The sequence below is a fragment of the Streptomyces sp. NPDC006458 genome (assembly GCF_040612135.1).
In the GTDB taxonomy this organism is placed as follows: Bacteria; Actinomycetota; Actinomycetes; order Streptomycetales; family Streptomycetaceae; genus Streptomyces.
This window is the reverse complement of record NZ_JBEXPR010000002.1, coordinates 286,673-313,472: the sequence shown is the minus strand read 5'-3', so window position 1 is coordinate 313,472 and position 26,800 is coordinate 286,673. Positions and strand designations below refer to the sequence as shown.

Sequence of the window (26,800 nt, the reverse complement as noted above, 5' to 3'; positions counted from 1 at the left end):
GCCCTCTCGCCGCACCGGGCACAGACCCAAGTACATCCAGTACGAGGGCCTGCACCCGGCACACCGAGAGCACGCGCCGGACGCCGCTCCTTGACGGGCAAACGCTGCCTGCCGGGGCACTAGGGACACCGCCGACCCGCCCCTTGTTCGACAATGGGGCCGTGACCAGCTCCGACGCCTCCGCCGCGCTGCGCCCCCGGCTGCCCTCGCCGCTGAGCGAGGCGGCCGACGCGCGCTTCGCGGCGCACGGTGTGCGGCTGCTGCTCAAGCGGGACGACCTGATCCACCCGGAGCTGATCGGGAACAAGTGGCGCAAGCTCGCGCCGAATCTCGACGCGGCGGCGGGCCGCCCGGTGGTCACCTTCGGCGGGGCGTACTCCAACCATCTGCGGGCCACCGCCGCGGCGGGGCGGCTGCTCGGGCTGGACACGGTCGGCGTCGTGCGCGGCGACGAGCTGGCCGGCCGGCCGCTCAACCCGTCGCTGGCCCGGTGCGCGGCCGACGGCATGCGGCTGCACTTCGTCGACAGGACGACTTATCGCCGCAAGGACGACCCCGGCACGCTCGCGGAGCTTCTGCGCGCGGCGCACGCCGAGGAGGCGTACGTCGTGCCGGAGGGCGGCAGCAACGCGGCCGCGGTGCGCGGCTGCGCGGCCCTCGGGGAGGAGCTGCGCGGCCGCGCCGACGTGGTCGCCGTCGCCTGCGGCACGGGCGGCACCCTGGCGGGCCTGGCGGCGGGCCTGGCCCCCGGCCAGCGGGCCCTCGGCGTGCCGGTGCTCAAGGGCGGCTTCCTGAGGGACGACATACGGTCCCTCCAACGGAGGGCCTTCGGCGAGGAGCGCGGCGACTGGTCGCTCGCCGACCGGTTCCACTTCGGCGGCTACGCCCGTACGACGCCGGAACTGCACGCCTTCGCGGAGGACTTCGAGGACCGGCACGGGCCGGCCGTGGAGCGTCTGTATGTCGCCAAGTTGCTCTATGGACTGCTGACCCTCACCGAGGAGGGCGCCTTCCCGCGCGGGACGACCCTCGCGGCGGTGATCACGGGTCGGCCGTTCGCCTGAGGCCGGCCGTTCGCCTGAGACCGCCCGTCCCGCCGGGGCGAGCCGCTGCCCGGAGGGCTCACGCTCCCCGGACGGTTCACCTTTCCCGGAAGGTTCATGTGGTCTCCCGGTACGCCGCCGCCTCCTCCAGGTCGAGTCTGCGCAGCAGGATGCGGAGCATCTCGTCGTCGATGTAGCGCAGGTCGCGCAGTCTGACGAAGACCTCGCGCTCGGCGCCGATCATCTCGCGCGACAGCCGCCGGTAGGTGTCGTCCACGGTCTCGCCGGTAACCGGGTTGGCCTGGCCGAGGCGCTCCCAGACGGAGTTGCGACGGCGCTCCAGGACCGTGCGCAGCCGGTCGGCCAGCGGTCCCGGAAGGGCGTTGCGCTCGTCGGTGAGGAGTTCGTCCAGCCGCTGCTCGGCGGCCCGGGAGGCCTGCGCCTGGGCATTGGCCTCGGCGAGCGTCTCGGCCTGCTGGTCGCGGCCGGGCAGCTTCAGGACGCGGATCAGCGGGGGCAGGGTGAGGCCCTGCAGGACCAGGGTGCCGATGACGGTCGTGAAGGTGAGGAAGAGGATCAGATTGCGGCCGGGGAAGGGCTCGTCGCTGTCGTGCAGGGTCACCGGGATGGAGAAGGCGATGGCCAGCGACACCACGCCGCGCATACCGGCCCAGGAGATGACGAACGCGCCCTTCCAGGTGGGATTGGCCTCCCGCTCACGGATGCGCGCCGAGAATATCCGGGGCAGGAACGTCGCCGGGTACACCCACACGAAGCGGGCCACGACCACGGCGACGAAGACCGCGACCGCGTACCAGGCCGCGTCGATCCCCTCGTACTCCCCGAGCTCCCGCAGGACCACCGGCAGCTGCAGGCCGATGAGCGCGAACACCGAGGACTCCAGGACGAAGGCGACCATCTTCCACACGGCCTCCTCCTGGAGGCGGGTGGCGAAGTCGACCTCCCAGGCGCGGTGTCCGAGGTAGAGCGCGACGACCACCACGGCGAGGACCCCGGAGGCCTCGAACTGCTCGGCGACGCCGTAGGCGACGAACGGGATGAGCAGCGACAGGGTGTTCTGCAGGAGCGCCTCGTGCAGGTGGGTGCGCAGCCAGTGCAGGGGGGCCATGAGGACGAGACCGATCCCGACGCCGCCGATCGCGGCGACCAGGAACTCCACGATGCCGCCGGCCCAGCTCGCCCCCTCGCCCACGGCGGCCGCGACGGCCACGCGGTAGGCGGTGATCGCGGTGGCGTCGTTCACCAGGGACTCGCCCTGGAGGATCGTGGTGATCCGCGAGGGCAGGCCCACCCGGCGGGCGACGGCGGTGGCCGCGACGGCGTCCGGCGGCGCGACCACCGCGCCCAGCACCAGGGCCGCGGTCAGCGGCAGGTCGGGGATGAGCATGTACGCCGCCCATCCGACCACGAAGGTCGCGAAGAGCACGTAGCCCACCGACAGCAGCGCCACGGGCCGTACCTGCGCGCGCAGATCGAGGTAGGAGCTGTCGACGGCCGCGGTGTACAGCAGCGGCGGCAGCACCAGCGGCAGGACGATCTCCGGTTCCAGGTGGTAGTCGGGGATGCCGGGCACGTACGACAGGGCCAGTCCGGCCGCCACCAGCAGCAGCGGCGCGGGCACGGGGCCGCGGCGCGCGGCGCCCGCCACCGCCGCGCTTCCCGCCACCAGCAACAGCAGTGGCATCACGTCCATGGTTCCCGCCCTCGTTTTTCCGCGCCGTCACGCGCAGGCCCGTCGTAACCTGGCAATCATGAAACAGTGCACGCATGCCGACGCGCTGCCGCACCCGGAGCCGGGCCCGCTGACGGACACCTGTCCGGAGTGCCGGGTGGCCGGAACCCACCCGGTGCAGCTGCGGCTGTGTCTCACCTGCGGCCATGTCGGCTGCTGCGACTCCTCCCAGGGCCGGCACGCGACCGGACACCACAGGGAGTCGGGGCACCCCGTGATGCGTACCTTCGAGCCGGGCGAGGACTGGCGGTGGTGCTTCGTGGATCACGTACTCGTGTGACCAGGAACGGCTGTCGTGTGACCCTGGAGCTGGACGGTTCGACTCTCTGACGTCTGGGTACGTCAACCCGGCGCGCGCTCTTCCCTTTTGGGCCCGCAGAACCTCTAGACACGGAGCGTATCCGCAGGTTTACTGTGAGTGACGCCAGGGGGTTGGGGTCCCGGGGACAGCACGGCCGAGAGCGCGATAGCGTCACGGCTGTACCACACTTCGCGTTACCCCGGGGGGCGACCCTCGGCTCCGAACAGCTTGTACCACCTTGGAGGTGAGGGTGTCCCAGATCGCAGGCGAGCCCGCTACCCAGGACTTCGTGGAAGTCCGGCTGCCGGCCGCGGGTGCCTACCTGTCGGTGCTGCGGACGGCCACGGCCGGCCTCGCGGCCCGTTTGGACTTCACCCTGGACGAGATCGAGGACCTGCGCATCGCGGTGGACGAGGCCTGCGCGATCCTGCTCCAGCAGGCCGTGCCGGGCTCGGTGCTCAGTTGCGTCTTCCGGCTCGTCGACGACTCGCTGGAGGTCACGGTCTCCGCTCCGACCACGGACGGCCACGCCCCGTCACGGGACACGTTCGCCTGGACCGTCCTGTCGGCCCTCGCGGGCAAGGTCTCCTCCGCGGTGGACGAGGACAGGACCGTTTCGATCAGCCTCTACAAACAGCGCGGCGCGGGACCCGGGCCGGCGTGAAGGACGGGGACGGGCCGGTGCGGGACGAAGAGCGCGGCACACGGGAGCTGCGGGCCGAGGACGGGGCCGCCACCCCTTCCCCGACCGGGGCCGGGGGCCTGGCACAGGCCGGTCCGGACGGCTCGCGGCGCATGGCTGACGGCATCGACGGCATCCCCGAGCAGGCCCGGCCGCATCCGGAGGACCTCCCCCCGGCCACCGGCGGCCAGGACGCGGGGGCGGGCCAGGGTGCGCCCGAGGCAGGGCACGACGGGGTCCGCCCGGTCCGGGGGGCGAGGGCTCGGCGAAGGGCGACGGGCGGGACGATGAGCGAGCACGAGCGAAATTCCGAGGACGGCGCGGTGGGCGGGCAGGGCACGCACCACGACCCGCAGGACCGCAGCGGGGCGCGCGCGCTGTTCCTGGAACTGCGCGAGCTGAAGGACGGCAGCCCCGAGTACGCGGAGCTGCGCAATCAGCTGGTGCGCATGCACCTGCCGCTCGTCGAGCACCTCGCGCGCCGCTTCCGCAACCGCGGCGAGCCCCTCGACGACCTGACGCAGGTCGCCACCATCGGCCTGATCAAGTCGGTCGACCGGTTCGACCCGGACCGCGGCGTGGAGTTCTCGACGTACGCCACCCCGACGGTGGTCGGCGAGATCAAGCGGCACTTCCGCGACAAGGGCTGGGCGGTCCGCGTGCCGCGCAGGCTCCAGGAGCTGCGGCTGGCGCTGACCACGGCCACCGCCGAGCTGTCCCAGCAGCACGGCCGCTCCCCGACGGTGCACGAGCTGGCCGAGAAGCTGGCGATCTCGGAGGAGGAGGTCCTGGAGGGCCTGGAGTCCGCCAACGCGTACTCCACGCTGTCCCTGGACGTCCCCGACACCGACGACGAGTCCCCCGCGGTCGCGGACACCCTTGGCGCGGAGGACGAGGCGCTGGAGGGCGTCGAGTACCGCGAGTCCCTCAAGCCGCTGCTGGAGGATCTGCCGCCCCGCGAGAAGCGGATCCTGCTGCTGCGCTTCTTCGGCAACATGACCCAGTCGCAGATCGCGCAGGAGGTCGGCATCTCGCAGATGCACGTCTCGCGTCTGCTGGCCCGCACGCTGGCTCAGCTGCGGGAGAAGCTGCTGGTGGAGGAGTAGGAGAGGCGACGGGGGCTGCGCCGCGGCCCCCGTGGCGTCACCGCTGCGCGCGCCCCGGCCCGCGGATGCCCAGCGCGTCACGCGTCTCGGGCGACAGCAGCAGGACCAGGGACGTCACGGCGACGACCGCGAGGACGGCGCCGGCCGGGATGGCCATGCTGTCCGCCTGGAGCAGGGTGTAGGCCACCGGCAGGGCCATGATCTGGGTGAAGATCGCGGGCCCCCGGCTCCAGGAGCGCCGGGCGAGCAGCCCGCGGGCGGCGAGCAGCGGCAGCAGCGCGATCACCAGCAGCGTGATCCCGCCGGTGACGGCCTGGCCCCGGTCGTCGGGGTCGCCGGTCAGTCCGAGCACGAGCATCAGGCCCGCGCCTGCCACCAGCGCGACCCCTTCCAGCGCGGCGAGGACGGCGGCGTACGTCAGTCGCCGCGGGCGCGGGCCGGTGACGTCGGCGGTGGTGGGGGTCTCTTCACTGGTCACCTCTGAAGGGTAGCCGCCGGTTCCACGGCCCCCCGTGTCGAGGTTCACGCCCGTTTGTCTTATCTGATCCACGCTTCCGTCTGGGATCAGTACCACCCAGTAGGTAGTGTGCAACGCATGCGTGCACTTCTCGTGGTCAATCCGGCGGCAACCACTACGAGCGCACGAACGCGCGATGTACTCATTCACGCGCTCGCCAGCGAGATGAAGCTGGAAGCGGTCACCACCGAGTACCGCGGGCACGCACGCGACCTGGGCCGGCAGGCGGCGGAGAGCGGCGAGATCGACCTGGTGGTGGCGCTCGGCGGCGACGGCACGGTCAACGAGGTCGTCAACGGTCTGCTGCACGCCGGCCCCGACCCGGAGCGCCTGCCCGGTCTCGCCGTGGTCCCCGGCGGTTCCACCAATGTCTTCGCCCGCGCGCTGGGTCTGCCCAACGACGCGGTCGAGGCCACCGGCGCCCTGCTCGACGCCCTGCGCGAGGGCAGTGAGCGCACGGTCGGGCTGGGGCTGACCTCGGGCACGCCGGGCACGGACGACGAGGCGGTGCCGGCCCGCTGGTTCACCTTCAACGCGGGCCTCGGCTTCGACGCGGGCGTGGTCGGCCGGGTCGAGCAGCACCGTGAGCGGGGCAGGAAGTCGACGCACGCGCTCTACGTCCGCCAGGCTCTGCGTCAGTTCCTGGGTGAGCCGCACCGCAGACACGGCACGATCACGCTGGAGGCGCCGGGTCTGGAACCGGTGACCGAGCTGGTGCTGTCCATAGTCTGCAACACCGCCCCGTGGACGTATCTGGGCAATCGCCCGGTGTACGCGTCCCCTCGGGCCTCGTTCGACACGGGGCTCGATGTACTCGGTCTCAGCCGTCTGTCGACGCCCTCGGTTGCCCGGTATGCCACACAGTTGCTCACTTCGTCCCCCGAGCGCGGACCCCATGGGAAGCACGCCGTCTCGCTGCACGATCTGAGTGAGTTCACCTTGCATTCGAAGGTCCCCCTCCCCCTGCAGATGGACGGTGACCACCTCGGGCTACGTAAGAGCGTGACGTTCACAGGCGTACGCCGTGCACTGCGTGTGATTGTGTGAGCAGAAGACGCCAAAGTCCTTTCACTCGAACGTTTAGGCCAGGATCCACCCCATGGAAGTACGGCTGTGACCTAGTCGACACCGAGGAATCAAAAAAAACTTTCCGGAAGGGGTTGTATCCGCCGCTGAGGTTTGCGAGTCTCTACGTGGCGATCGGGACGGCCCGCAACACCGGCTGGCACAGATCACCGGAACCCCTCTCAAAACCAAGGACCACGCCAGTGAACCTGGCGGTCGGCCCTTCCCTTGTTGAGGGATTCGTGAAAGCGTTCACATTCACAAGCAACCTGCATGTAATACCAAGGAGAGGTAGCAGCCATGGACTGGCGTCACAACGCCGTTTGCCGCGAGGAAGACCCCGAGCTCTTCTTCCCCATCGGCAACACCGGTCCTGCGCTGCTGCAGATCGAGGAAGCCAAGGCCGTCTGCCGTCGCTGCCCGGTGATCGAGCAGTGTCTGCAGTGGGCGCTCGAGTCCGGTCAGGACTCCGGCGTCTGGGGTGGTCTCAGCGAGGACGAGCGCCGCGCAATGAAGCGCCGCGCCGCCCGCAACCGGGCTCGTCAGGCCTCCGCCTGACACAACCCACCCCGCTGACAGCCTGAGCTTGGCGGCGCGTACAGCGAGTACGCAACTCCCGCCCCCGAGCACGCAGCGCGCAGTACCCCCGATGCGCATCAGCAACGAGCACGAGCCTCGGACCATCGAATGGTCCGGGGCTCTTTGCTGTGCCCGGCCGGTTGTCTCCGCGGCCGGGCACTTCCGTGCCGCTGCCGGTCACCGCCGCAGCCGGGCGACTTCCGCGACCGCCTGTGTGCCCGGTTACTTCTGCGCCCGCACCGGGATGTCGAGGAGCACCTGGCAGCCGCCCTCCGGCGCCGGGACCATGTCGAAGCTGCCGCCCAACTCGCCTTCCACCAGCGTCCGTACGATCTGCAGGCCGAGGTTCCCGGCGGTGCGGGCGTCGAAGCCGGGCGGCAGGCCGATGCCGTCGTCCTGGACGGTGACCAGCAGCCGGGCGTCCTTCGTCGTCCCGCCTCGGACGGCCGACACCTCGACCGTGCCGGTGTCGCCCTCGCGGAAGCCGTGTTCGAGGGCGTTCTGCAGAACCTCGGTCAGGACCATCGACAGCGGGGTGGCCACCTCGGCGTCGAGGATGCCGAAGCGGCCGGTGCGCCGGCCGGTGACCTTGCCGGGCGAGATCTCGGCGACCATCGCCAGGACCCGGTCGGCGATCTCGTCGAACTCCACGCGCTCGTCCAGATTCTGGGACAGCGTCTCGTGGACGATCGCGATCGAGCCGACCCGGCGGACCGCCTCCTCCAGGGCGGCGCGGCCCCGCTCGGACTCGATGCGCCGGGCCTGGAGGCGCAGCAGCGCGGCGACCGTCTGGAGGTTGTTCTTCACCCGGTGGTGGATCTCCCGGATGGTGGCGTCCTTGGTGATCAACTCGCGTTCGCGGCGGCGCAGTTCGGTGACGTCCCGGAGCAGGACGAGGGAGCCGATGCGGGTGCCCTTGGGTTTGAGCGGGATGGCCCGGAGCTGGATGACGCCGTCGCTGGTCTCGATCTCGAACTCGCGCGGCGCCCAGCCGCTGGCCACCTTGGCGAGCGCCTCGTCCACGGGGCCCCGGGACGGGGCGAGTTCGGCGGTGGTCTGCCCGAGGTGCTGGCCGACCAGGTCGGAGGCGAGGCCGAGCCGGTGGTAGGCGGACAGGGCGTTCGGGGAGGCGTACTGGACGACGCCGTCGGCGTCCAGCCGGATCAGACCGTCGCCCACGCGGGGCGAGGCGTCCATGTCGACCTGCTGGTCGGGGAACGGGAACGAACCGGCCGCGATCATCTGCGCGAGGTCGGAGGCGGACTGGAGGTAGGTCAGCTCCAGCCGGCTCGGGGTGCGCACGGTGAGCAGGTTGGTGTTGCGGGCGATGACGCCGAGCACGCGCCCGTCGCGTCGTACGGGGATCGACTCCACCCGTACGGGGACCTCCTCGCGCCACTCGGGGTCGCCCTCGCGCACGATCCGGCCCTCGTCGAGGGCGGCGTCCAGCAGCGGGCGGCGGCCGCGCGGGACGAGGTGGCCGACCATGTCGTCCTGGTAGGAGGTGGGGCCGGTGTTGGGCCGCATCTGGGCGACGGAGACATAGCGGGTGCCGTCACGGGTGGGGACCCACAGGACCAGGTCGGCGAAGGACAGGTCGGAGAGCAGCTGCCACTCCGAGACCAGCAGATGGAGCCACTCGAGGTCGGAGTCGTCGAGGGCGGTGTGCTGGCGGACCAGTTCGTTCATGGAGGGCACGCTTGGAGCGTACCTGGGGGTCTGTACGGCACTGAAACGCATTGCGGTGCGGGGGCTTCGGCGGCGGGGCCGGCGGGCCCGTACGGCCCCTGAAAACACCCGCGGGCCGCGGCGCCTGGGAGGGACCCTCAACCCTCCCGGCACCGCAGCCCGGAGCAGAACGGCCGGGGGGTGTGCGGTCCCGTCGGCCGAAGGTGAGGACCCGGGGCAGTCAGGGCAGAGAGCCCGGTTCCTCGTTCCGTCCTCCTGTGCGGGGAAGACGGAGGCTTGTTTTGTCGCGGTGTTGCGTGGTTCCCTACAGCATTGTGGACTAGACCATTCGGTGTGTCCATGCGGCGGAACTCGTTTTGTTGTCCGCGGAAGCCTAACCCGCGCGCGTCAGGTACGGGGCCAGATGTCCATGGCAATTTCGGCGAGCGCCTCCAGTTCCTGCCGACTCGCGCCGTCGCGCGCCTGCTGGGACATGCCCTGGATCATCGCGCCGGTGTGCCGGGCCAGCACGGCGGCGCCGGTGCCCGCGGGCAGCTCCCCCGCCATGACGTCCGCCGCGATACGGCGCTCGAACGCCGCGATGCCGGCGTTGCGCCGATCACGCAGGGACGCCTCCACCTCGGGGGTCGAGCAGTTGGTCGCCGCGTGGACGACGAGGCAGCCGGGCGGGCGGCCGGGGGTGGTGTACGCGATGGCGGCCTCGCACAGGACGCGTCGCACGGCCGCGCGGGCCGTGGGCTCCTCGGCCAGGGCGCGCTCGGCGAAGGAGGCGTAGCGCAGGTCGTACTCCCGGACGACCTCGGCGAACAGCGCCCGTTTGTCGCCGAAGGCGGCGTACAGGCTGGGGGTGCCGATGCCCATGACGCGAGTGAGGTCGGAGACGGTGGTGGCCTCGTAGCCGTGCTCCCAGAAGGCCATGATCGCCTTCTCCAGCGCCGTCTCGCGGTCGAAGGACCGCGGGCGGCCGCGCGGCCTCGTGTTCACCATGGAATCGATTTTATAGCGTGGACTAGAGAAATACCGGAGGCCCGGCGGGGTGGCCCCCGCCGAGGGTCTCGGCGGGGCGCCGGGGTGTGCGTCCGCGCCGCGGGGTCTTCCATGGGAGAGGGAGCGCCCGGAGGGCCCCGAGCGGGCCGCCCGAAGGGGCCCGCTCTGTTAGATTGGTCTAAACCACACGCCCCCTCCGGGTGCCTTCGAGTCCCCTCTCCAGAACGGCAGGCCCAGCGTGGAAGTTGTCATCGTTCCGGATGCCGAGGCCGGCGGCGAACTGATAGCCGAGGCCATGGCCCAGTTGCTGCGTCGCAAGCCCGACGCCCTGCTCGGCGTGGCGACCGGCTCGACCCCGCTGCCCATCTACCAGGCACTGACGGCCAAGGTGCGCTCCGGCGCCGTGGACGCCTCCCGGGCGAGGATCGCCCAGCTCGACGAGTACGTGGGGCTGCCCGCCGAGCACCCCGAGTCCTACCGCTCCGTGCTGCGCCGCGAGGTCCTGGAGCCGCTCGGTGTCTCCATGGACGCCTTCATGGGCCCCGACGGCACCGCGCGGGACGTACAGGCCGCGTGCGAGGCGTACGACGTGGCTCTCGCCGAGGCGGGCGGGGTGAACCTCCAGCTGCTCGGGATCGGCACGGACGGGCACATCGGCTTCAACGAGCCGTGCTCCTCGCTGGCCTCCCGTACACGGATCAAGACGCTCACCGAGCAGACCCGGGTCGACAACGCGCGGTTCTTCGACGGGGACATCGCACAGGTGCCGCACCATGTGATCACCCAGGGGATCGGGACGATCCTGGAGGCGCGGCATCTGGTGCTGCTGGCCACGGGTGAGGGCAAGGCGGATGCGGTGGCGGCGACGGTGGAAGGGGCGGTGGCGGCGGTGTGTCCGGCGTCCGCGTTGCAGCTTCATCCGCATGCCACTGTCGTGGCGGACGAGGCTGCGGCGTCGAAGCTGAAGCTCGCGGAGTACTTCCGGCATACGTATGCCCACAAGCCGGACTGGCAGGGGATCTAGCGGGGTCGTCTGCCTGGTTGTTCTTGGTTTCGGGGTGCGGGGTTGTGGGGGTGTTCGCGCAGTTCCCCGCGCCCCTTGAGGGCGTTTCCCCGAGGCGCGTCGAGAGGCTGGGGCATTCGGAGGCTGGGGTATTCGGAGGCCGAGGCGCCGTCGGCCTCAGGTACGTGAGGGGGGCTAGCGGGGTCGTCTGCCTGGTTGTTCTTGGTTTCGGGGTGCGGGGTTGTGGGGGGTGTTCGCGCAGTTCCCCGCGCCCCTTGAGGGCGTTTCCCCGAGGCGCGTCGAGAGGCTGGGGCATTCGGAGGCTGGGGCATTCGGAGGCTGGGGCATTCGGAGGCCGAGGCGCCGTCGGTCTCAGGTACGTGAAAGGCGCCGGTTCCCTCCCCTGGGGGACCGGCGCCTTTCGGCTCGGGTGGGGTGCTACGCGCCCGCGATGACCTCTGCCGCCGCCCGGCCCGACACCCGGGAGGCGCCGTGGGTGGCGATGTGGAGGGCGCCTCGGGGCGCGGCCTGCGGGAGGCCCATCTCCACCACCACCGTGTCGGGGCGGGCCCTCAGGAGGGCGTCCAGGGCCGCCGCCATCCACGAGTGGCGGTGCTCGTCGCGGACGACCGCCACGATCCGGCGCTCCCCCGCCGCCTTCAGCGCCGCATGGGCCGCCTCGTCGCCGGTGTACGTGTCCGTCTCGGTGCCGGGCAGCAGGGCCGACAGCTCGGCCGCCACGCCCCACGGCGTCTCGTCGCCGACCGCGATGTTGGCGACGGGCGACAGGGTGGCCACGTAGGGCGCCCGCGTGAGCGGGGTGAAGGTGCTCGCGCCGGTCACGCGCAGGGCGCGGCGGGCGGCGCGGAGGCCGACCTCGGGATCGGCTGACCCGGCGGAGCCGGCCGCGGCCGCGGCCGTCCAGCGGGCCAGTCCGCGCACCCGCTCGGCGGCGTCGGCGAGGCGCTCCTCGGGGAGGTCACCCGTGCGGACCGCGGTCACCAGGGCGTCGCGCAGCCGGCGTACGGTCTCGTCGTCGGCGAGGCCGCCGCCCACGCAGATGGCGTCGGCGCCGGCCGCGAGGGCGAGGACGCTGCCGCGCTCGATGCCGTAGGTGGAGGAGATGGCCTGCATCTCCATGCCGTCGGTAACGATGAGGCCGTCGTAGCCGAGTTCGACGCGCAGCAGGTCGGTGAGGATGCGGCGGGACAACGTCGCCGGGTGCTCCGTGTCCAGCGCGGGGACCAGGATGTGGGCGCTCATCACGGCTCGGCTGCCCGCGGCCATCGCCGCGCGGAACGGGGCGAGTTCGCGCTCGGCGAGCACGGCCGGGTCCGCGTCGATGCGGGGCAGGGCGTGGTGGGAGTCGACGTTGGTGTCGCCGTGCCCGGGGAAGTGCTTGGTGCAGGCGGCGACGCCGGCGGACTGCAGGCCCTGGACGTAGGCGGCGGTGTGCCGGGCGACCAGGCCCGGGTCGGCGCCGAAGGAGCGTACGCCGATGACCGGGTTTTCGGCGTTGGAGTTGACGTCGGCGGACGGCGCCCAGTTGAAGTTGACACCGCACGCGGCGAGGCGGCGGCCCAGCTCCTGGGCGACCTCGCGGGTCAGGTCCGCGTCGTCCACCGCGCCGAGGGCGTTGTTGCCCGGGAAGGAGGAGCCGGTGCGCACCTCCAGGCGGGTGACGTCACCGCCCTCCTCGTCGATGGCGACCAGGACGTCGTCGCGCTCGGTGCGCAACTGGGCGGTGAGCGCCGCCAGTTGCTCGGGCGAGGCGATGTTGCGGCCGAACAGGCCGACCGAGGCGAGGCCCTCGCCGAGGCGGCGCAGCAGCCAGTCGGGGGCGGTGGTGCCGGGGAAGCCGGGCTGGAGGACCGTCAGCGCGTCACGGGTCAGCACGTCTTTTGAGTTGGACCCGGTGGTGCCGCTGGCGAAAGTCGTCATCGAAGGCGTCATCCCTTCACGGCGCCGGCGGTCAGACCCGCGGCCATCTTGCGCTGGACGAGGAGGAACAGCACGACGATCGGCACGGCCATCATGGTGGCGCCGGCCATCATCGGGGCGTACTCGGTGCCGTGCTTGGTGGTGAAGTTGCCGAGCCAGACGGTCGCCGTCTGGTTCTGCTGGCTGAGCAGCATCAGGGCGTAGAGGTACTCGTTCCAGGCCTGGATGAAGCCGTAGACGGAGGTGGCGACCAGGCCGGGGGCCAGCAGCGGGAAGACGACCCGCATGAAGGCGCCGGTGCGCGAGCAGCCGTCGACCATCGCGGCCTCCTCCAGCTCCTTGGGGATGTTGACGATGAAACCGCGCAGCGTCCACACGGTGAAGGGGAGGATGAAGGTCAGGTAGGTGATGATCAGGCCGGTGAGCCTGTCGTACTGGCCCAGGTCGTTGAGCAGCAGGAAGACCGGGATGATCATGGCGACCAGCGGGACCATCTGGACCGCGAGGATGCCGACGATCACGACCTTGCGGCCGCGGAAGGCGAAGCGTGAGATGGCGAGGGCTGCGAGCAGTCCGATGACGATGCCGATCACGACGACGGCCACCGAGACGACGAGGCTGCGGCCGACCGGGCCCCAGAAGTCGGCGATGCCGAGCGCCCGGTCGAAGTTGGACAGCGTCAGGCCCGTGGGGAACAGGCTCGGGTCCGGGTCGATGGCGTCCTTGGCGGGCTTGAACGCGGTGTTCAGCATCCAGTAGACGGGGAATCCGACGACGGCGGAGACGAACAGGCCGAGGAGGTTCCAGCCGAGCCTGGAGCGCCCGGGGCGGCCGCCTTCGGACTTCGCAGAGCCGCTCTTCACAGCGGTCGCGCTCATTCGACCTCTCCGATCTTCAGCATCTGGCGCATGTACACGGCGACCACACCGAGCAGCAGCAGCACGGTGATCACGGCGATCGCCGAGCCCTGGGCGTAGTCGTTGACCACGAAGGCGCGGTCGTAGGAGTAGGTGTTGAGGATCTGGAACTCCGGCTCGGGATGGCCGTTGCGCATCACGAAGACCTGCGGGAAGACACCCATGTCCCAGATGACCGACAGGGTCGCGAGCATCACGATGATCGGCTTGAGGATGGGCAGGGTGACGAACCGGAAGACGCCCCAGGCGCCGGCGCCGTCGAGGCGGGCGGCCTCCTCCAGTTCCTTGGGGACCTGGGTGAGACCGGCGCTGAGGGTGATCACCACGAAGGGGACGGCTCCCCAGACCACCAGCAGCATGATCACGGCGAGGCCCTGAGGGCCGCCGGCGAACCAGTTGTGGCCGATCAGGTCGACGCCCGGCAGCTTGCTCAGCAGGGCGTTGAGGATGCCGTAGTCGGCGTCGAAGAGCCACTTGAAGACGGTGGTCGCGACGATGACGGGCATGCCCCAGCTGGCCACCAGCGCGATGTTGATCAGGGTCTTCACCCAGCCGGAGACCCGCTGGAGCAGCAGGGCGATCAGCATGCCGATGACCATCGTGAAGACCACCGCGCCGACCGCGAAGACGACCGTGCGCAGTACGACGGTCCAGAACTCGCTGTCGCCGAGCACCTTGGTGAAGTTCTCGAAGCCCACCGACTCGGCGGGCTGGAAGCCCCACAGCTGCGGCTGGCCGAACTTCTGGAGCGACAGGGTGACCAGCCGGACCAGTGGATAGCCCATGACCAGGGCGAGGATCAGCAGACAGGGCGCGAGCAGCAGCCAGGCGGTGGCCGCCGGGCCGTACGTCCGTTTGGCGCGGGGCCGGTCCGCGGTGACCGGCGGGGGTGCCTGCCGCGGCGGCGGCACCTTGGCAGGGGTGGTCGTGTCGGCACTCATCGCGCGCTCCTTGGCGGGTCCCTCAGGTCTCACGGAAAGAAGGCGGGGCTCCGCCTGCAACGGAGCCCCGCCTCAGGTCACTTGGTGTTGATGACCTTGTCGATCGCGGCGTCCGCGTCCTTCGCGGCGGCCTCGACCGACTTCTTGCCGGTGCCGATGCTCTGCAGCATGGTCTGCAGGACCTGGGCCTTCTCGACCTGGCCCCAGCCGGGCGCCATCGGGACGAACCAGTTGGACTCGGCGGCGGTGGCCGGGACGACCGTCGCCGGGTCGTTCTTCAGGGTGGCGAGGTCGGTCTTGTTGTTGGGCAGGTTGCCCTTGCCCATCAGGCCCTTCTGGCCGGCGGCGCCGGTGAGGGCGTTGATCCACTCGGCGGCGACCTCCTGCGCGTCCGACTTCACCGGGACGGCGAGGTCGGAGCCGCCGAGGAAGACCGGGAGGTTCTTGCCGGACGGGCCGGGCATCACGAAGTTCTCGACGTTGTCCTTGAGCTTGCCGGTCTTGTCGTTCTCCGGGGCTGCGGCGCTGCCACCCTCCCAGGCCGGGGCGAAGATCATGCCGGACTTGCCCTGGCCGTACACGATGTAGCGGTCGGACTCGTCCTTGGTCTTGTCACCGTGCATGTAGGTGTCGAGGACCTTCTTGAACTCGTTCAGGCCCTTGATCGACTCGGGCGAGGAGAGGCTGGCCTTCCACTGGCCGCCCTCCTCCTTGGCGATGGCGCCGCCGGCGTCGTATACGAAGGACATGGCCGCGTACCAGTCGCGGGAGGGCTGGTACCAGGCGCTGAACTTGTCGCCCTGCTTCTTCTGGACCTTGTCCAGGGCGGCGGTGAGCTCGGCGTAGGTCTTCGGGGCGGCCTTGACGCCGACCTGGCCGAAGACGTCCTTGCGGAAGTTGCCGACGCGGGTGCCCGCGTAGTACGGCACGCCGTAGGTCTTGCCCTCGTAGGTGACCGAGGCCTTGAGGCCGTCCAGCCAGGCGTCGGACTGCTCGAACTTCGCCGGGTCGACCGGGGCGAAGGCGCCCTTGACCATGTAGGCGAGCATCTCGGTGTTGCCCATCTCGACAACGTCCGGGGTCTTGTCGGTGGCGAGAACGGCGTCGAGCTTGGCGTTCTTGTCCGGCCAGCCGTAGTACTCGTGCTTGATCTTGATGCCCGGGTGCTTCTCGGCGACCGCGTCGTCGGCGGCCTTCACCAGCTCGGGCCAGTTGTTCTGGGCGTCGACGGTGAGCCAGACGGTCAGTTCCTTGACCTCGGCAGGCTTGTTGGAGTCGCTGCCCTTGTCGTCGCTGTCCCCACACGCCGCGACCGAGAACATCATGCCCGCGATACCGATCGCGGCTACCAGCTTGCGCTTCACGCCACCCTCCTCAGGGATGCCACAAACCCCCCTCGTCCCCGCGGTGAATTGGCGTCAACGCCGTGCGAACCGTCCGTGGGGCCGGGACCTGGACCAATGGTGTAGACCAGTACCCGGAGCTTGGCCCAGACCAATAGGGCTGTCAAGGGTGTTCAAGCGGCCCCTGGGCGTCCGTGATGGGACCGAGATATGCAGGGACCTTTCATTCCGCAAGCGACAGAACGGACGGACCGCTGCGACTGGACCACTGCCTCTCGACAACGCGTTGGACTAGACCAACAAGGGTCCCGAAGGTATACAAAGGAGATCACGGAGCGTGCGGAGAACACCCACACAGGACACCAGCCCGCGAAGCCGTGCCACGATGTGAGCCGCGGCCGATGGGATTCGGTCGCATCGGCACCCGGAGCCGGGAAGGCGGAGCATGAGCACCGACGTCAGCAGTGCGGAGAACGAGGGTGGAGCGAGTGTCCGTACCGCGCGCGTGCCCAAGTACTACCGCCTGAAGAAGCACCTGCTGGACATGACGGAGACGCTGCCGCCCGGCACGCCCGTCCCGCCCGAGCGCACACTCGCCGCCGAGTTCGACACCTCCCGCACCACCGTGCGCCAGGCCCTTCAGGAACTGGTCGTCGAAGGCCGCCTCGAACGCATCCAGGGCAAGGGCACCTTCGTGGCCAAGCCGAAGGTCTCCCAGGCACTGCAACTGACCTCCTACACCGAGGACATGCGCGCCCAGGGCCTGGAACCGACGTCCCAGCTGCTGGACATCGGCTACATCACCGCCGACGACCGCCTCGCCGAGCTCCTGGACATCACCGCGGGCGGCCGCGTGCTGCGCATCGAGCGGCTGCGCATGGCCAACGGCGAGCCCATGGCCATCGAGACCACGCATCTGTCCGCCAAGCGCTTCCCGGCCCTGCGCCGCTCGCTGGTCAAGTACACGTCCCTGTACACCGCGCTGGCCGAGGTCTACGACGTCCATCTCGCCGAGGCCGAGGAGACCATCGAGACCTCGCTGGCCACCCCGCGCGAGGCCGGCCTGCTCGGCACCGACGTCGGCCTGCCGATGCTGATGCTCTCCCGGCACTCCGTGGACCGCGAGGGCAATCCGGTGGAGTGGGTGCGCTCGGTGTACCGCGGCGACCGGTACAAGTTCGTGGCCCGTCTGAAGCGGCCCGCGGAATAACCGATCTCCACGGCTCGGGAGGCCTGCGGAGTGCGTACTGACTTAAGCTCGTCGGGGTGAATCCTTGCGAAACCCCTGATGGATGTCAGTGGGCGGCTGTATGCGTGTGGTGTGAGACATGCGGATGGGGCGGGCTGACCCCTGCGGGACGTCGGCGCCGGGAGACGGTACGGATGCAGGCGGCCGAACTGTTCGAGCGGAATGAACCGCCCCGGCTTCGCTCGGGTGGAGCGAGTCGAAGCCGTCGGCGTCGAAGTTGTGGATCACGTCCCGGACCCGGCCCGCGCTGGTGAACGTAACCTCAGCGACCTTCGCCACGGGCATGCGCTGGGCGGACAGCAGCACCTCGCCGCCAGGTCACCACCGGCCTGGTACCTCTGCGGATGATCCGCAGCAGCCGTCGGCCCTCGTCGTCATCGATCTCACGGAAACCCATACTCGCTCTGCCACCCGCCAGCTTGACGGATGACACCGCCACGGCGATCACCGGGACAGCGCGTCACAGATCCGTCAGCGGGTCTCCCGCTGGGCGTCGTACGCGGTAGTCGGCATCTTGGTGAGCGTCCCTGCCGGGATGAAGGCCTTGGGGCGAGGGGGGACCTGGCATGATCGCGTAAACATACGTCCCGGTAGGCCTTGACGCTCTGACCTCAGCGCTGGCACGGTTCGTTCGAAAGTGCTCGGCAGTGCGTCCGATTGCGCATGACCACGCACCATCAGTGTTCTCGGCTGCATTTCTCATGCCGTCACCGCACCCCCTGGCGGGGATGCGGCACACCCAGCCGCGCCCGTTGCCGTGCGTCCCCATCTCCACCGTAAGGAGTCCCCCTTGCGCGCTTCACGCCCACGGGGCAGAAGCTTCGCCGCTCTCGCCGTCCTCACCCTCGCTCTGGCCCTACCTCTGCCGGCGACGGCCGAGGCGGTCGAGCCCGCCCCGGCCGTCGTGCCCCAGCCCGTCTCCCAGACGAGCCTGACCGGCAGCGGCTTCGCCCTCACCGCGCAGACGCCGGTGAACGTCATCTCCTCCAGCGACCCCGACGCGGCGGGCGTGGGCTCGTACCTCGCGGGGCTGCTGGCCCCGGCGACCGGCTACACGCTTCCGGTCACCACCACCTCCCAGCCCGCGAGCCAGGCCATCGTCCTGGACCCCAACGGTCCGTCCAGCCTGGGCGCCGAGGGCTACACGCTGAACTCGACCAGCACCGGTGTGACGGTGACCGCGTACGGAGCGCAGGGCCTGTTCCGCGGGGTGCAGACCCTGCGTCAGCTGCTGCCGGCGGCGATCGAGTCCACCTCGGTCAAGCCGGGCCCCTGGACCGTCGCCCCCGTGCAGATCTCGGACTCGCCCCGGTACTCCTACCGTGGCGTCATGGTCGACGTGGCCCGCCGCTACTTCCCGATGGCCCAGCTCAAGCGGTACATCGACCAGGCCGCCACGTACAAGATCAACACCCTGCATCTGCACCTGACGGACGACCAGGGCTGGCGTATCGCGATCGGCGCGATACCGAGCCTGACGACGGTCGGCGCGAGCACGCAGAGCGGCTTCACCGGCGGTACCACGTGGTACTACACCGCGGCGGAGTACCAGGAGATCGTCGCCTACGCCAAGTCCCGCTTCATGACCGTCGTCCCGGAGATCGACGGCCCGGGCCACACCAGCGCCGCGCTGGCGTCGGTCGCCAACCTCAACTGCAACAACACCGCGATCAGCCCGTACTCGGGCTTCGACGTGGGCATCAGCCTCTACTGTCTGAGCGACGCCCAGCACATCTCCAACGTCAGCAGCTTCCTCACCACCGTGATCGACACCGTGGCGGCGATGACGCCCGGACCGTACGTCCACCTCGGCGGTGACGAGACCCCGCAGGCCACCTCGACCCAGTACAACGCCTACGTCTCCGCCGCGACCGCGGCCGCGACCGCGCGGGGCAAGACGGTGATGGGCTGGCACCAGCTCGGCCAGTCGACGATTCCCGCGAACAGCATCATGCAGTGGTGGGGCGACGCCGACGACCGGAGCAGCATCGGCACCTCCAACGAGACCGAGAGCATCCAGTTCGTCCGCAACGCGGTCGCGCAGAACGCCAAGTTCGTCATGTCGCCGTCCGACCACGCGTACCTGGACATGAAGTACGACTCGTCCACCCCGTACGGGCTGAGCTGGGAAGGCTACGTCCCGCTGAGCAGGGCCTACGACTGGGACCCCACCACCTCGACCGCCAAGCTCAACGGCACCGGATCGATCGTTTCGGCCGGCCAGATCGCCGGCGTCGAGGCGGCGCTGTGGGCCGACCGCGCCTACTCCCCCAGCACCAGCCTGCCGACCTCGACCAACCAGTTCCCTGAGCCGTACGTGTACGCCGAGCACATGACCTTCCCGCGTCTGCCCGCCATCGCCGAGATCGGCTGGTCGCCGCAGTCCACCCACAACTTCACCGACTTCAGCAACCGTCTGGCCACCCACGGCGCGCGCTGGACCGCGGCGGGCATCAACTACTACGCCGCCCCGGACGTCAACTGGTCCGGCGGTGGCAGCTCCGGCGGAGGCGCCTTCAACGGCGTCCACACCCTCGCCACCGGCGGTCAGGCCCTGACCGTCCCCAAGAAGGGGACCAACGGCACCCAGCTCACCACCTCGGCGCTGGTCAGCACCAACAGCCAGAAGTGGACCTTCACCGAGCAGCCGGACGGCTCGTACACGCTGGTCAACGTCGGCTCCGGGCTCTGCGTCGACGTCAACGCCGGCTCCATGTCGGCCGGCGCCGCCATCATCCAGTGGACGTGCAGCGGGACCACCAACCAGCGATGGAACGTCGCGGCGGCCACCGGCGGCGGCTACACCTTGACCTCGGTCAAGAGCGGCCTCGTGATCACCACCGCCTCGACGGCCAACAATGCCGCCGTCACCCAGCAGCCCTCCAGCGGATCGGCGCTGCAGCGCTGGACCATCGGATGACACCCGGGCCTGACGGCCCGACGGTGCGGTAGCGCGGGACGTCCATGGCGCCGGTCCTTGGGCCAGGTCGTCCCGCCCGCTCAGTCAGCAGCCTGAGGCCCGTCGTGGTCCGGTCTTCCCGGACCACGACGGGCCTCAGGTCATGGCGGGGAGCACGACCTGGGCAACCTGGAAAGCCGCGAGGAGAGAACAGCACCACAGCCCCTCACCGTGGGCATCAACAGCTTCATCGGCAACTACACGGACGTGGAACCTTCCTGCCGGTCAGCGTGGCCACCCTCGCCGCGGTCCACCACCTGGTCCTCCATCCGGCCGGCCGAAGCCGCCCAGCCGTCGGTAGACGTGACAAACGCTCAGCCGATGTGCGGACGAGGGGTTCCGTGCCGGTGACGCCGTGACCTAGATTGCCTGCCCACTACAACAGGTGATCTTTGAGGGGACGGAGTCGCCAGATGTCGCAAGCCCCAGAAGTGAGAGGAGAGCCGGTGGTGACGCCCGCGCGCGTCGTCATCGCTCTCTGTCTCGTCGCCCCGTTCGTGGCCATGCTGTGGGTCGGTTCGTACGCCAGGACCGACCCGACGCTCGGCGGCATCCCGTTCTTCTACTGGTACCAGATGGCCTGGGTCGTCATCTCCACGGCGCTGACCATGACCGCGTACAAGCTGTGGCAGCGCGACCAGCGCGAGCGTGCCACCCGCAAGGGGGGTGAGCGCTGATGGAGAACGATGTCAACGGCGTCGCACTCGCCGTCTTCGTCTTCTTCTTCCTGGCCGTCACGGTCATGGGCTTCCTGGCCGCCCGCTGGCGCAAGGCCGAGAACGAGCACAGCCTCGACGAATGGGGCCTGGGCGGACGGTCGTTCGGCACCTGGGTCACCTGGTTCCTCCTCGGCGGCGACCTCTACACCGCGTACACCTTCGTCGCCGTGCCGGCGGCGATCTACGCGGCGGGCGCGGCCGGCTTCTTCGCGGTGCCGTACACGATCCTCATCTACCCGCTGATCTTCACGTTCCTGCCCCGCCTGTGGTCGGTCTCCCACAAGCACGGCTATGTGACGACCTCGGACTTCGTGCGCGGCCGCTTCGGCTCCAAGAGCCTGTCGCTGGCGGTCGCCGTCACCGGCATCCTGGCGACGATGCCCTACATCGCGCTCCAGCTCGTCGGCATCCAGGCCGTGCTGGACGTGATGGGCGTGGGCGGCGGCGAGGACACGAACTGGTTCGTCAAGGACCTGCCCCTGCTGATCGCCTTCGGCGTGCTGGCGGCGTACACCTACTCCTCCGGCCTGCGGGCCCCCGCCCTGATCGCGTTCGTGAAGGACACGCTGATCTACCTGGTCATCGCGGTCGCGATCATCTACATCCCGATCAAGCTGGGCGGCTTCGACGAGATCTTCGCCAAGGCGTCCGAGGCCTACGCCCAGACGAACCCCGCCACGGGCAAACCACGCGGCGCGCTGGTTCCGGCCGAGGCGGGCCAGTGGACGTACGCCACGCTGGCGCTGGGCTCGGCGCTGGCCCTGTTCATGTACCCGCACTCGATCACCGCGACGCTCTCCTCCCGCAGCCGTGACGTGATCCGCCGCAACACCACGATCCTGCCGCTGTACTCCCTGATGCTGGGTCTGCTGGCCCTGCTGGGCTTCATGGCCATCGCGGCCGGGGTCAAGGTGCAGAACGGCCAGCTGGCCATCCCGCAGCTGTTCGAGGACATGTTCCCGGACTGGTTCGCGGGCGTGGCCTTCGCGGCGATCGGCATCGGCGCGCTGGTGCCGGCCGCGATCATGTCCATCGCGGCCGCGAACCTGTTCACCCGCAACATCTACAGGGACTTCATCAAGCCGGACGCCACGCCCGCCGAGGAGACACGCGTCTCCAAGCTGGTGTCGCTGCTGGTGAAGGTGGGCGCGCTGGTCTTCGTCCTGACGATGGACAAGACGGTCGCCATCAACTTCCAGCTCCTCGGCGGCATCTGGATCCTGCAGACCTTCCCGGCCCTCGTCGGCGGTCTGTTCACCCGCTGGTTCCACCGCTGGGCGCTGCTGGCCGGCTGGGCCGTCGGCATGCTCTACGGCACGATCGCCGCGTACGGCGTGGCCTCCCCGACCCAGAAGCACTTCGGCGGCTCCGCCAAGGAGATCCCCGGCATCGGTGAGATCGGCTACATCGGTCTGACGGCCTTCGTGCTCAACGTGGTGGTGACGGTGGTCCTGACGTTCGTCCTGAAGGCCGCCAAGGCCCCCGAGGGCGTCGACGAGACCGAGCCGGAGGACTACACGGCGGACGCGGGCGACCCGGGCGTGAAGACGGAGCTGCCGCTCGACGCGGCCCACTGAAGGGGCGCCAAGGGGCGCGGGGGGCCGTGTCCGTGAGCGGCTCCGCCGCGCGGGCGCGACCAGCCACCCGCAACCCGCAGCGGGCCGTCGTCGGAACCCACGACGGCGGCCCGCGCGCTCCTCCACACTCACACCATGGACATCCAGATCCGCCCCGCACGGCCCAGCGAGTACGACGACCTCGGCGAACTCACCGCCCGCGCCTACCTCCAGGACGACCTCCTCACCTTCGGCGAGAGCGACTGGTACCTGGGCGAACTCAGGAACGTCGCCAAACGGGCGTCCGCCGCGGAGGTCCTCGTCGCCACCGATGACGACCACCTCCTCGGCAGCGTCACCTACGTTCCCTCGCCCGGCCCCATGGCCGACCTGGCCCGCCCGGGAGAGGCCGAGATCCGCATGCTCGCGGTGGCCCACCGGGCCAGGGGCCGAGGCGTCGGCGAGGCCCTGGTCCGCGCCTGTGTCGACCGCGCCACAGCCGCGCGGCGCACCCGCGTCGTCCTGTCCACCCAGGACGCCATGCGCGCCGCCCACCGCATCTACGAGCGTCTCGGCTTCGTCCGCGCCCCGCGGCGCGACTGGCAGCCGCTCCCCGGCCAGGACTTCACTCTGCTCACCTACGAGTTGACGCTATGAAGTCACCCGGCGGCACAACATATGGGGGTGCCACCCGGACCCGGCACTAGATGTATGCTCATGCTCGCTGTCGCCGCAGGGGAATCCGGTGCGAATCCGGAACTGTCCCGCAACGGTGTACTTGTGCGTATTCGCGCACGGGAGCTAGTCCGAGGACCTGCCGACAGTGCGCCCGGCCACCCGGCCGGGACGCCCTGACGTCCGGGCCTCGTGGAGTGGGCCGGTGGACGCGACGCCGTGCGCGCTCGCGTGCTGCCCCTGCTCCGTGCCAGGCCCCCCGCGCCGAGCGAGGGAGAGCCCCGCGTGACCATCGCGCCAGCAGAACCGGCTTCAGCAGCCACCCCCGTGGACGAGGACGGTCCCGGTGCGGCGTTGCTCCGCACCCTCACCGAGCTGACCGCCGACCTCCCCGACGCCGATCCCGGCCGGGTGGCCGCGGCCGCGCTGCGCGGCCGGTCCGCGCGGGGGGCCGCCCAGGAGATCACCGCCGAGTTGCGCGAGCTGGCCACCGAGTCGGCCGCCGGTCTCATCTCCGAGGACCCGGCCTACAGCAGGCTGGCCGCCCGGCTGCTCACCCTCACCATCCGCGCCGAGGCCGCCTCCCAGGGCGTCACGTCCTTCAACGACTCGGTGGCGGTCGGGCATCGCGAGGGCCTGATCGCCGACCGGACCGCGGAGTTCGTGCGGGTCCACGCCGAGCGGCTCGACGGCCTCGTCGACCCGGCCGCCGACGACCGCTTCGGCTACTTCGGCCTGCGCACCCTGCACTCCCGCTATCTGCTCCGGCACCCCCTCACCCGCAAGGTCGTCGAGACGCCCCAGCACTTCCTGCTGCGCGTCGCCGCCGGTCTCGCCGAGGACGACACCCACCGGTCCGTCGACGAGGTCACCGCGCTGTACGGGCTGATGAGCCGGCTCGACTACCTGCCGTCCTCCCCCACGCTGTTCAACTCCGGCACCCGGCACCCCCAGATGTCGTCCTGCTACCTCCTCGACTCGCCCCTGGACGAGCTGGACTCCATCTACGACCGCTACCACCAGATCGCCCGGCTCTCCAAGCACGCAGGCGGCATCGGGCTGTCGTACTCCCGCATCCGCAGCCGCGGTTCGCTGATCCGGGGCACCAACGGGCACTCCAACGGCATCGTGCCGTTCCTGAAGACGCTCGACGCCTCGGTCGCCGCGGTGAACCAGGGCGGCCGCCGCAAGGGCGCCGCCGCGGTGTACCTGGAGACCTGGCACTCCGACATCGAGGAGTTCCTGGAGCTGCGCGACAACACCGGTGAGGACGCCCGGCGTACGCACAACCTGAACCTCGCGCACTGGGTCCCGGACGAGTTCATGCGCCGGGTGAACGCCGACCAGGACTGGTCGCTGTTCTCCCCCGCCGACGTGCCCGAGCTGGTCGACCTGTGGGGCGAGGAGTTCGACGCCGCGTACCGCAGGGCGGAGGCGAACGGGCTCGCGAGGAAGACCATCCCGGCCCGCGATCTGTACGGCCGGATGATGCGCACCCTCGCGCAGACCGGCAACGGCTGGATGACCTTCAAGGACGCCGCCAACCGCACCGCCAACCAGACGGCCGAGCCGGGACACGTCGTCCACTCCTCCAACCTCTGCACGGAGATCCTGGAGGTCACGGACGACGGCGAGACGGCGGTCTGCAACCTGGGGTCGGTCAACCTGGGCGCGTTCGTGGTCGGCGGGGACATCGACTGGGAGCGCCTGGACGCCACCGTCCGCACGGCCGTCACCTTCCTCGACCGGGTCGTCGACATCAACTTCTACCCGACCGAGCAGGCGGGCCGCTCCAACGCCAAGTGGCGTCCGGTGGGCCTGGGCGCGATGGGCCTGCAGGACGTCTTCTTCAAGCTGCGGCTGCCCTTCGACTCGGCCGAGGCGCGGCTGCTGTCCACCCGGATCGCCGAGCGCATCATGCTCGCGGCCTACGAGGCCTCCGCGGACCTCGCGGAGCGAAACGGGCCGCTGCCGGCCTGGGAGAAGACCCGTACGGCCAGGGGCGTGCTGCACCCCGACCACTACGGCGTGGAGTGCACCTGGCCCGAGCGCTGGGCGGCGCTGCGGGACCGTATCGCCTCGACGGGCCTGCGCAACTCGCTGCTGCTCGCCATCGCCCCCACCGCGACCATCGCCTCGATCGCGGGCGTCTACGAGTGCATCGAGCCGCAGGTCTCCAACCTGTTCAAGCGCGAGACCCTGTCCGGCGAGTTCCTCCAGGTCAACTCCTACCTGGTGCAGGACCTCAAGGACCTCGGCGTGTGGGACGCCCGCACGCGGGAGGCGCTGCGCGAGTCGAGCGGGTCGGTGCAGGGCTTCGCGTGGATTCCCGACGAGGTCCGGGCGCTGTACCGCACGGCCTGGGAGATCCCGCAGCGCGGTCTGATCGACATGGCGGCGGCGCGGACCCCGTATCTGGACCAGGCCCAGTCGCTGAACCTGTTCCTGGAGACGCCGACGATCGGCAAGCTCTCCTCGATGTACGCCTACGCCTGGAAGTCCGGGCTGAAGACGACGTACTACCTGCGCTCGCGTCCGGCGACGAGGATCGCCCGTGCCGCGCAGGCTTCCGTCCCCGTCCAGCAGGTGGCCTCCGCCGAGGCGGTCGCCTGCTCCCTTGAGAACCCCGAGTCCTGCGAGGCCTGCCAGTGATGTCCGAACGCAACACCAACCTCCTCGACCCGGGCTTCGAGCTGACCCTGCGCCCCATGCGCTACCCGGACTTCTACGAGCGCTACCGGGACGCGATCAAGAACACCTGGACCGTGGAGGAGGTCGACCTCCACTCGGACGTCGCCGACCTCGCGAAGCTGACGCCGGAGGAGCAGCACCTCATCGGCCGGCTGGTGGCGTTCTTCGCCACGGGCGACTCGATCGTGGCGAACAACCTGGTGCTGACTCTCTACAAGCACATCAACTCGCCCGAGGCGCGCCTGTATCTGTCACGGCAGCTGTTCGAGGAGGCCGTGCACGTCCAGTTCTATCTGACGCTGCTGGACACCTATCTGCCCGACCCGGAGGACCGCGTGGCCGCGTTCGCGGCGGTGGAGAACATCCCCTCCATCCGCGAGAAGGCCGAGTTCTGCTTCCGCTGGATCAACGAGGTCGAGAAGATCGACCGCCTGGAGACCCGGGCCGACCGGCGTCGTTTCCTGCTGAACCTGATCTGCTTCGCCGCGTGCATCGAGGGGTTGTTCTTCTACGGCGCCTTCGCGTACGTCTACTGGTTCCGCAGCCGGGGCCTGCTGCACGGTCTCGCCACGGGCACCAACTGGGTGTTCCGCGACGAGACGATGCACATGTCCTTCGCGTTCGAGGTCGTCGACACCGTGCGCAAGGAGGAGCCGGAGCTGTTCGACGACCGGCTCCGGCAGGAGGTCACCGACATGCTGGCGGAGGCGGTCGAGGCCGAGCTGCAGTTCGCCCGCGACCTGTGCGGCGAGGGCCTGCCGGGGATGAACACCGAGTCGATGCGGCAGTACCTGGAGTGCGTCGCCGACCAGCGGCTGACCCGCCTGGGCTTCGCGCCGGTGTACGGCTCGGAGAACCCGTTCTCCTTCATGGAGCTCCAGGGTGTTCAGGAGCTGACCAACTTCTTCGAAAGGCGTCCTTCGGCGTACCAGGTGGCAGTGGAGGGCACCGTCGACCTGGACGAGGACTTCTGAGCCTCGGCCGCCTTCAGCTGGCGGTCGATCCGGCGCTCGTGGGCGGCTCCCACGAGCGCCGGGCCTGCGAGGACGAGGAAGAGAAGCGCGACTGCGAGGTATTCGATGAG

Annotated in this window: 22 protein-coding genes, 1 pseudogene and 1 riboswitch; of the genes and pseudogenes, 14 read left to right on the top strand and 9 right to left on the bottom strand. The window is 70.1% G+C overall.

Annotation, left to right across the window (positions count from 1 at the left end; all coding sequences use genetic code 11):
- The first annotated feature begins 161 nt into the window (after positions 1-161).
- On the top strand, positions 162-1,064 hold the full coding sequence (locus tag ABZZ79_RS04670; protein ID WP_356686428.1) for a pyridoxal-phosphate dependent enzyme: 903 nt from the start codon (positions 162-164) through the stop codon (positions 1,062-1,064).
- Positions 1,065-1,158: 94 nt separating this feature from the next.
- On the opposite strand, the gene ABZZ79_RS04665 is transcribed toward ABZZ79_RS04670, so the two are convergent.
- Positions 1,159-2,757, bottom strand: coding sequence for a Na+/H+ antiporter (locus ABZZ79_RS04665; RefSeq protein ID WP_356686426.1), 1,599 nt, complete (start codon positions 2,755-2,757; stop codon positions 1,159-1,161).
- A gap of 58 nt (positions 2,758-2,815) precedes the next feature.
- Here ABZZ79_RS04665 and ABZZ79_RS04660 point away from each other — a divergent pair, with 58 nt between their 5' ends.
- The 3 genes from ABZZ79_RS04660 (at position 2,816) to ABZZ79_RS04650 (ending at position 4,885) form a co-directional block, all read left to right on the top strand.
- The gene (locus ABZZ79_RS04660) at positions 2,816-3,076 is read left to right on the top strand and encodes a UBP-type zinc finger domain-containing protein (RefSeq protein ID WP_356686424.1); all 261 of its coding nucleotides are present in this window, start codon (positions 2,816-2,818) and stop codon (positions 3,074-3,076) included.
- A 271-nt stretch (positions 3,077-3,347) separates the two neighbouring features.
- A complete protein-coding gene (locus ABZZ79_RS04655) occupies positions 3,348-3,761 on the top strand; it encodes an anti-sigma factor (protein ID WP_006136266.1) in 414 nt (137 codons plus the stop codon).
- Positions 3,758-4,885: an RNA polymerase sigma factor SigF gene (locus ABZZ79_RS04650; RefSeq protein ID WP_356686422.1), complete on the top strand. Its 1,128-nt coding sequence runs from the start codon at positions 3,758-3,760 to the stop codon at positions 4,883-4,885. Before ABZZ79_RS04655 ends, ABZZ79_RS04650 begins: the two co-directional genes overlap by 4 nt.
- Positions 4,886-4,922: 37 nt before the next feature.
- On the opposite strand, the gene ABZZ79_RS04645 is transcribed toward ABZZ79_RS04650, so the two are convergent.
- Positions 4,923-5,363: a hypothetical protein gene (locus tag ABZZ79_RS04645; RefSeq protein WP_356686420.1), complete on the bottom strand. Its 441-nt coding sequence runs from the start codon at positions 5,361-5,363 to the stop codon at positions 4,923-4,925.
- A gap of 117 nt (positions 5,364-5,480) precedes the next feature.
- Between ABZZ79_RS04645 and ABZZ79_RS04640 the strand changes: the two genes are divergently transcribed.
- Complete coding sequence (locus ABZZ79_RS04640; protein ID WP_356686418.1) at positions 5,481-6,449, top strand: diacylglycerol kinase family protein; 969 nt, start codon at positions 5,481-5,483, stop codon at positions 6,447-6,449.
- Between the two features lie 318 nt (positions 6,450-6,767).
- Entirely contained in the window at positions 6,768-7,025 is a 258-nt protein-coding gene (locus tag ABZZ79_RS04635) for a WhiB family transcriptional regulator (protein ID WP_003992873.1), read from the top strand.
- A gap of 243 nt (positions 7,026-7,268) precedes the next feature.
- Here ABZZ79_RS04635 and ABZZ79_RS04630 read toward each other — a convergent pair whose 3' ends face one another.
- Together ABZZ79_RS04630 and ABZZ79_RS04625 are read right to left on the bottom strand one after the other, a co-directional pair.
- Positions 7,269-8,735, bottom strand: a complete 1,467-nt coding sequence (locus ABZZ79_RS04630) for a PAS domain-containing sensor histidine kinase (protein ID WP_356686673.1) — start codon at positions 8,733-8,735, stop codon at positions 7,269-7,271.
- A 387-nt stretch (positions 8,736-9,122) separates the two neighbouring features.
- Entirely contained in the window at positions 9,123-9,722 is a 600-nt protein-coding gene (locus ABZZ79_RS04625; protein WP_356686416.1) for a TetR/AcrR family transcriptional regulator, read from the bottom strand.
- Between the two features lie 238 nt (positions 9,723-9,960).
- Between ABZZ79_RS04625 and nagB the strand changes: the two genes are divergently transcribed.
- Positions 9,961-10,746, top strand: a complete 786-nt coding sequence (gene nagB, locus ABZZ79_RS04620) for a glucosamine-6-phosphate deaminase (RefSeq protein WP_356686414.1) — start codon at positions 9,961-9,963, stop codon at positions 10,744-10,746.
- Positions 10,747-11,163: 417 nt separating this feature from the next.
- Here nagB and ABZZ79_RS04615 read toward each other — a convergent pair whose 3' ends face one another.
- From ABZZ79_RS04615 to ABZZ79_RS04600, 4 genes are all read right to left on the bottom strand, one after another.
- Positions 11,164-12,666, bottom strand: coding sequence for a glycoside hydrolase family 3 protein (locus ABZZ79_RS04615; protein WP_356686412.1), 1,503 nt, complete (start codon positions 12,664-12,666; stop codon positions 11,164-11,166).
- A gap of 8 nt (positions 12,667-12,674) precedes the next feature.
- Positions 12,675-13,544: a carbohydrate ABC transporter permease gene (locus ABZZ79_RS04610; RefSeq protein ID WP_356686410.1), complete on the bottom strand. Its 870-nt coding sequence runs from the start codon at positions 13,542-13,544 to the stop codon at positions 12,675-12,677.
- Positions 13,541-14,524: a sugar ABC transporter permease gene (locus ABZZ79_RS04605; RefSeq protein WP_356686408.1), complete on the bottom strand. Its 984-nt coding sequence runs from the start codon at positions 14,522-14,524 to the stop codon at positions 13,541-13,543. Before ABZZ79_RS04605 ends, ABZZ79_RS04610 begins: the two co-directional genes overlap by 4 nt.
- A 77-nt stretch (positions 14,525-14,601) precedes the next feature.
- Positions 14,602-15,888 carry an extracellular solute-binding protein gene (locus ABZZ79_RS04600; protein ID WP_356686406.1) on the bottom strand — a complete coding sequence of 429 codons (1,287 nt, stop codon included), beginning with the start codon at positions 15,886-15,888 and terminating at the stop codon, positions 14,602-14,604.
- 424 nt (positions 15,889-16,312) lie between these two features.
- Here ABZZ79_RS04600 and ABZZ79_RS04595 point away from each other — a divergent pair, with 424 nt between their 5' ends.
- Positions 16,313-17,077 (top strand): GntR family transcriptional regulator, encoded by a 765-nt coding sequence (locus ABZZ79_RS04595; protein WP_356686404.1) that lies wholly within the window; start codon positions 16,313-16,315, stop codon positions 17,075-17,077.
- Between the two features lie 222 nt (positions 17,078-17,299).
- On the opposite strand, the pseudogene ABZZ79_RS04590 reads toward ABZZ79_RS04595, so the two are convergent.
- Positions 17,300-17,513 (bottom strand): annotated as a pseudogene (locus ABZZ79_RS04590) (helix-turn-helix domain-containing protein); the annotation flags it as partial.
- Positions 17,514-17,906: 393 nt separating this feature from the next.
- Between ABZZ79_RS04590 and ABZZ79_RS04585 the strand changes: the two are divergent.
- From ABZZ79_RS04585 to ABZZ79_RS04560, 6 genes are all read left to right on the top strand, one after another.
- Complete coding sequence (locus ABZZ79_RS04585) at positions 17,907-20,036, top strand: family 20 glycosylhydrolase (protein ID WP_356686402.1); 2,130 nt, start codon at positions 17,907-17,909, stop codon at positions 20,034-20,036.
- 452 nt (positions 20,037-20,488) lie between these two features.
- Positions 20,489-20,752 carry a DUF3311 domain-containing protein gene (locus ABZZ79_RS04580; RefSeq protein WP_356686401.1) on the top strand — a complete coding sequence of 88 codons (264 nt, stop codon included), beginning with the start codon at positions 20,489-20,491 and terminating at the stop codon, positions 20,750-20,752.
- Positions 20,752-22,371 carry a monocarboxylate uptake permease MctP gene (gene mctP, locus ABZZ79_RS04575; RefSeq protein WP_356686399.1) on the top strand — a complete coding sequence of 540 codons (1,620 nt, stop codon included), beginning with the start codon at positions 20,752-20,754 and terminating at the stop codon, positions 22,369-22,371. Before ABZZ79_RS04580 ends, mctP begins: the two co-directional genes overlap by 1 nt.
- Before the next feature lie 135 nt (positions 22,372-22,506).
- Entirely contained in the window at positions 22,507-23,007 is a 501-nt protein-coding gene (locus ABZZ79_RS04570) for a GNAT family N-acetyltransferase (protein WP_356686397.1), read from the top strand.
- Positions 23,008-23,051: 44 nt separating this feature from the next.
- A riboswitch (cobalamin riboswitch) is annotated at positions 23,052-23,210 on the top strand.
- Between the two features lie 100 nt (positions 23,211-23,310).
- Positions 23,311-25,677 carry a ribonucleoside-diphosphate reductase subunit alpha gene (locus ABZZ79_RS04565; RefSeq protein WP_356686395.1) on the top strand — a complete coding sequence of 789 codons (2,367 nt, stop codon included), beginning with the start codon at positions 23,311-23,313 and terminating at the stop codon, positions 25,675-25,677.
- A complete protein-coding gene (locus tag ABZZ79_RS04560; protein ID WP_356686393.1) occupies positions 25,677-26,690 on the top strand; it encodes a ribonucleotide-diphosphate reductase subunit beta in 1,014 nt (337 codons plus the stop codon). The genes ABZZ79_RS04565 and ABZZ79_RS04560 overlap by 1 nt, the downstream gene beginning before the upstream one ends.
- The last annotated feature ends 110 nt before the right edge of the window (positions 26,691-26,800 follow it).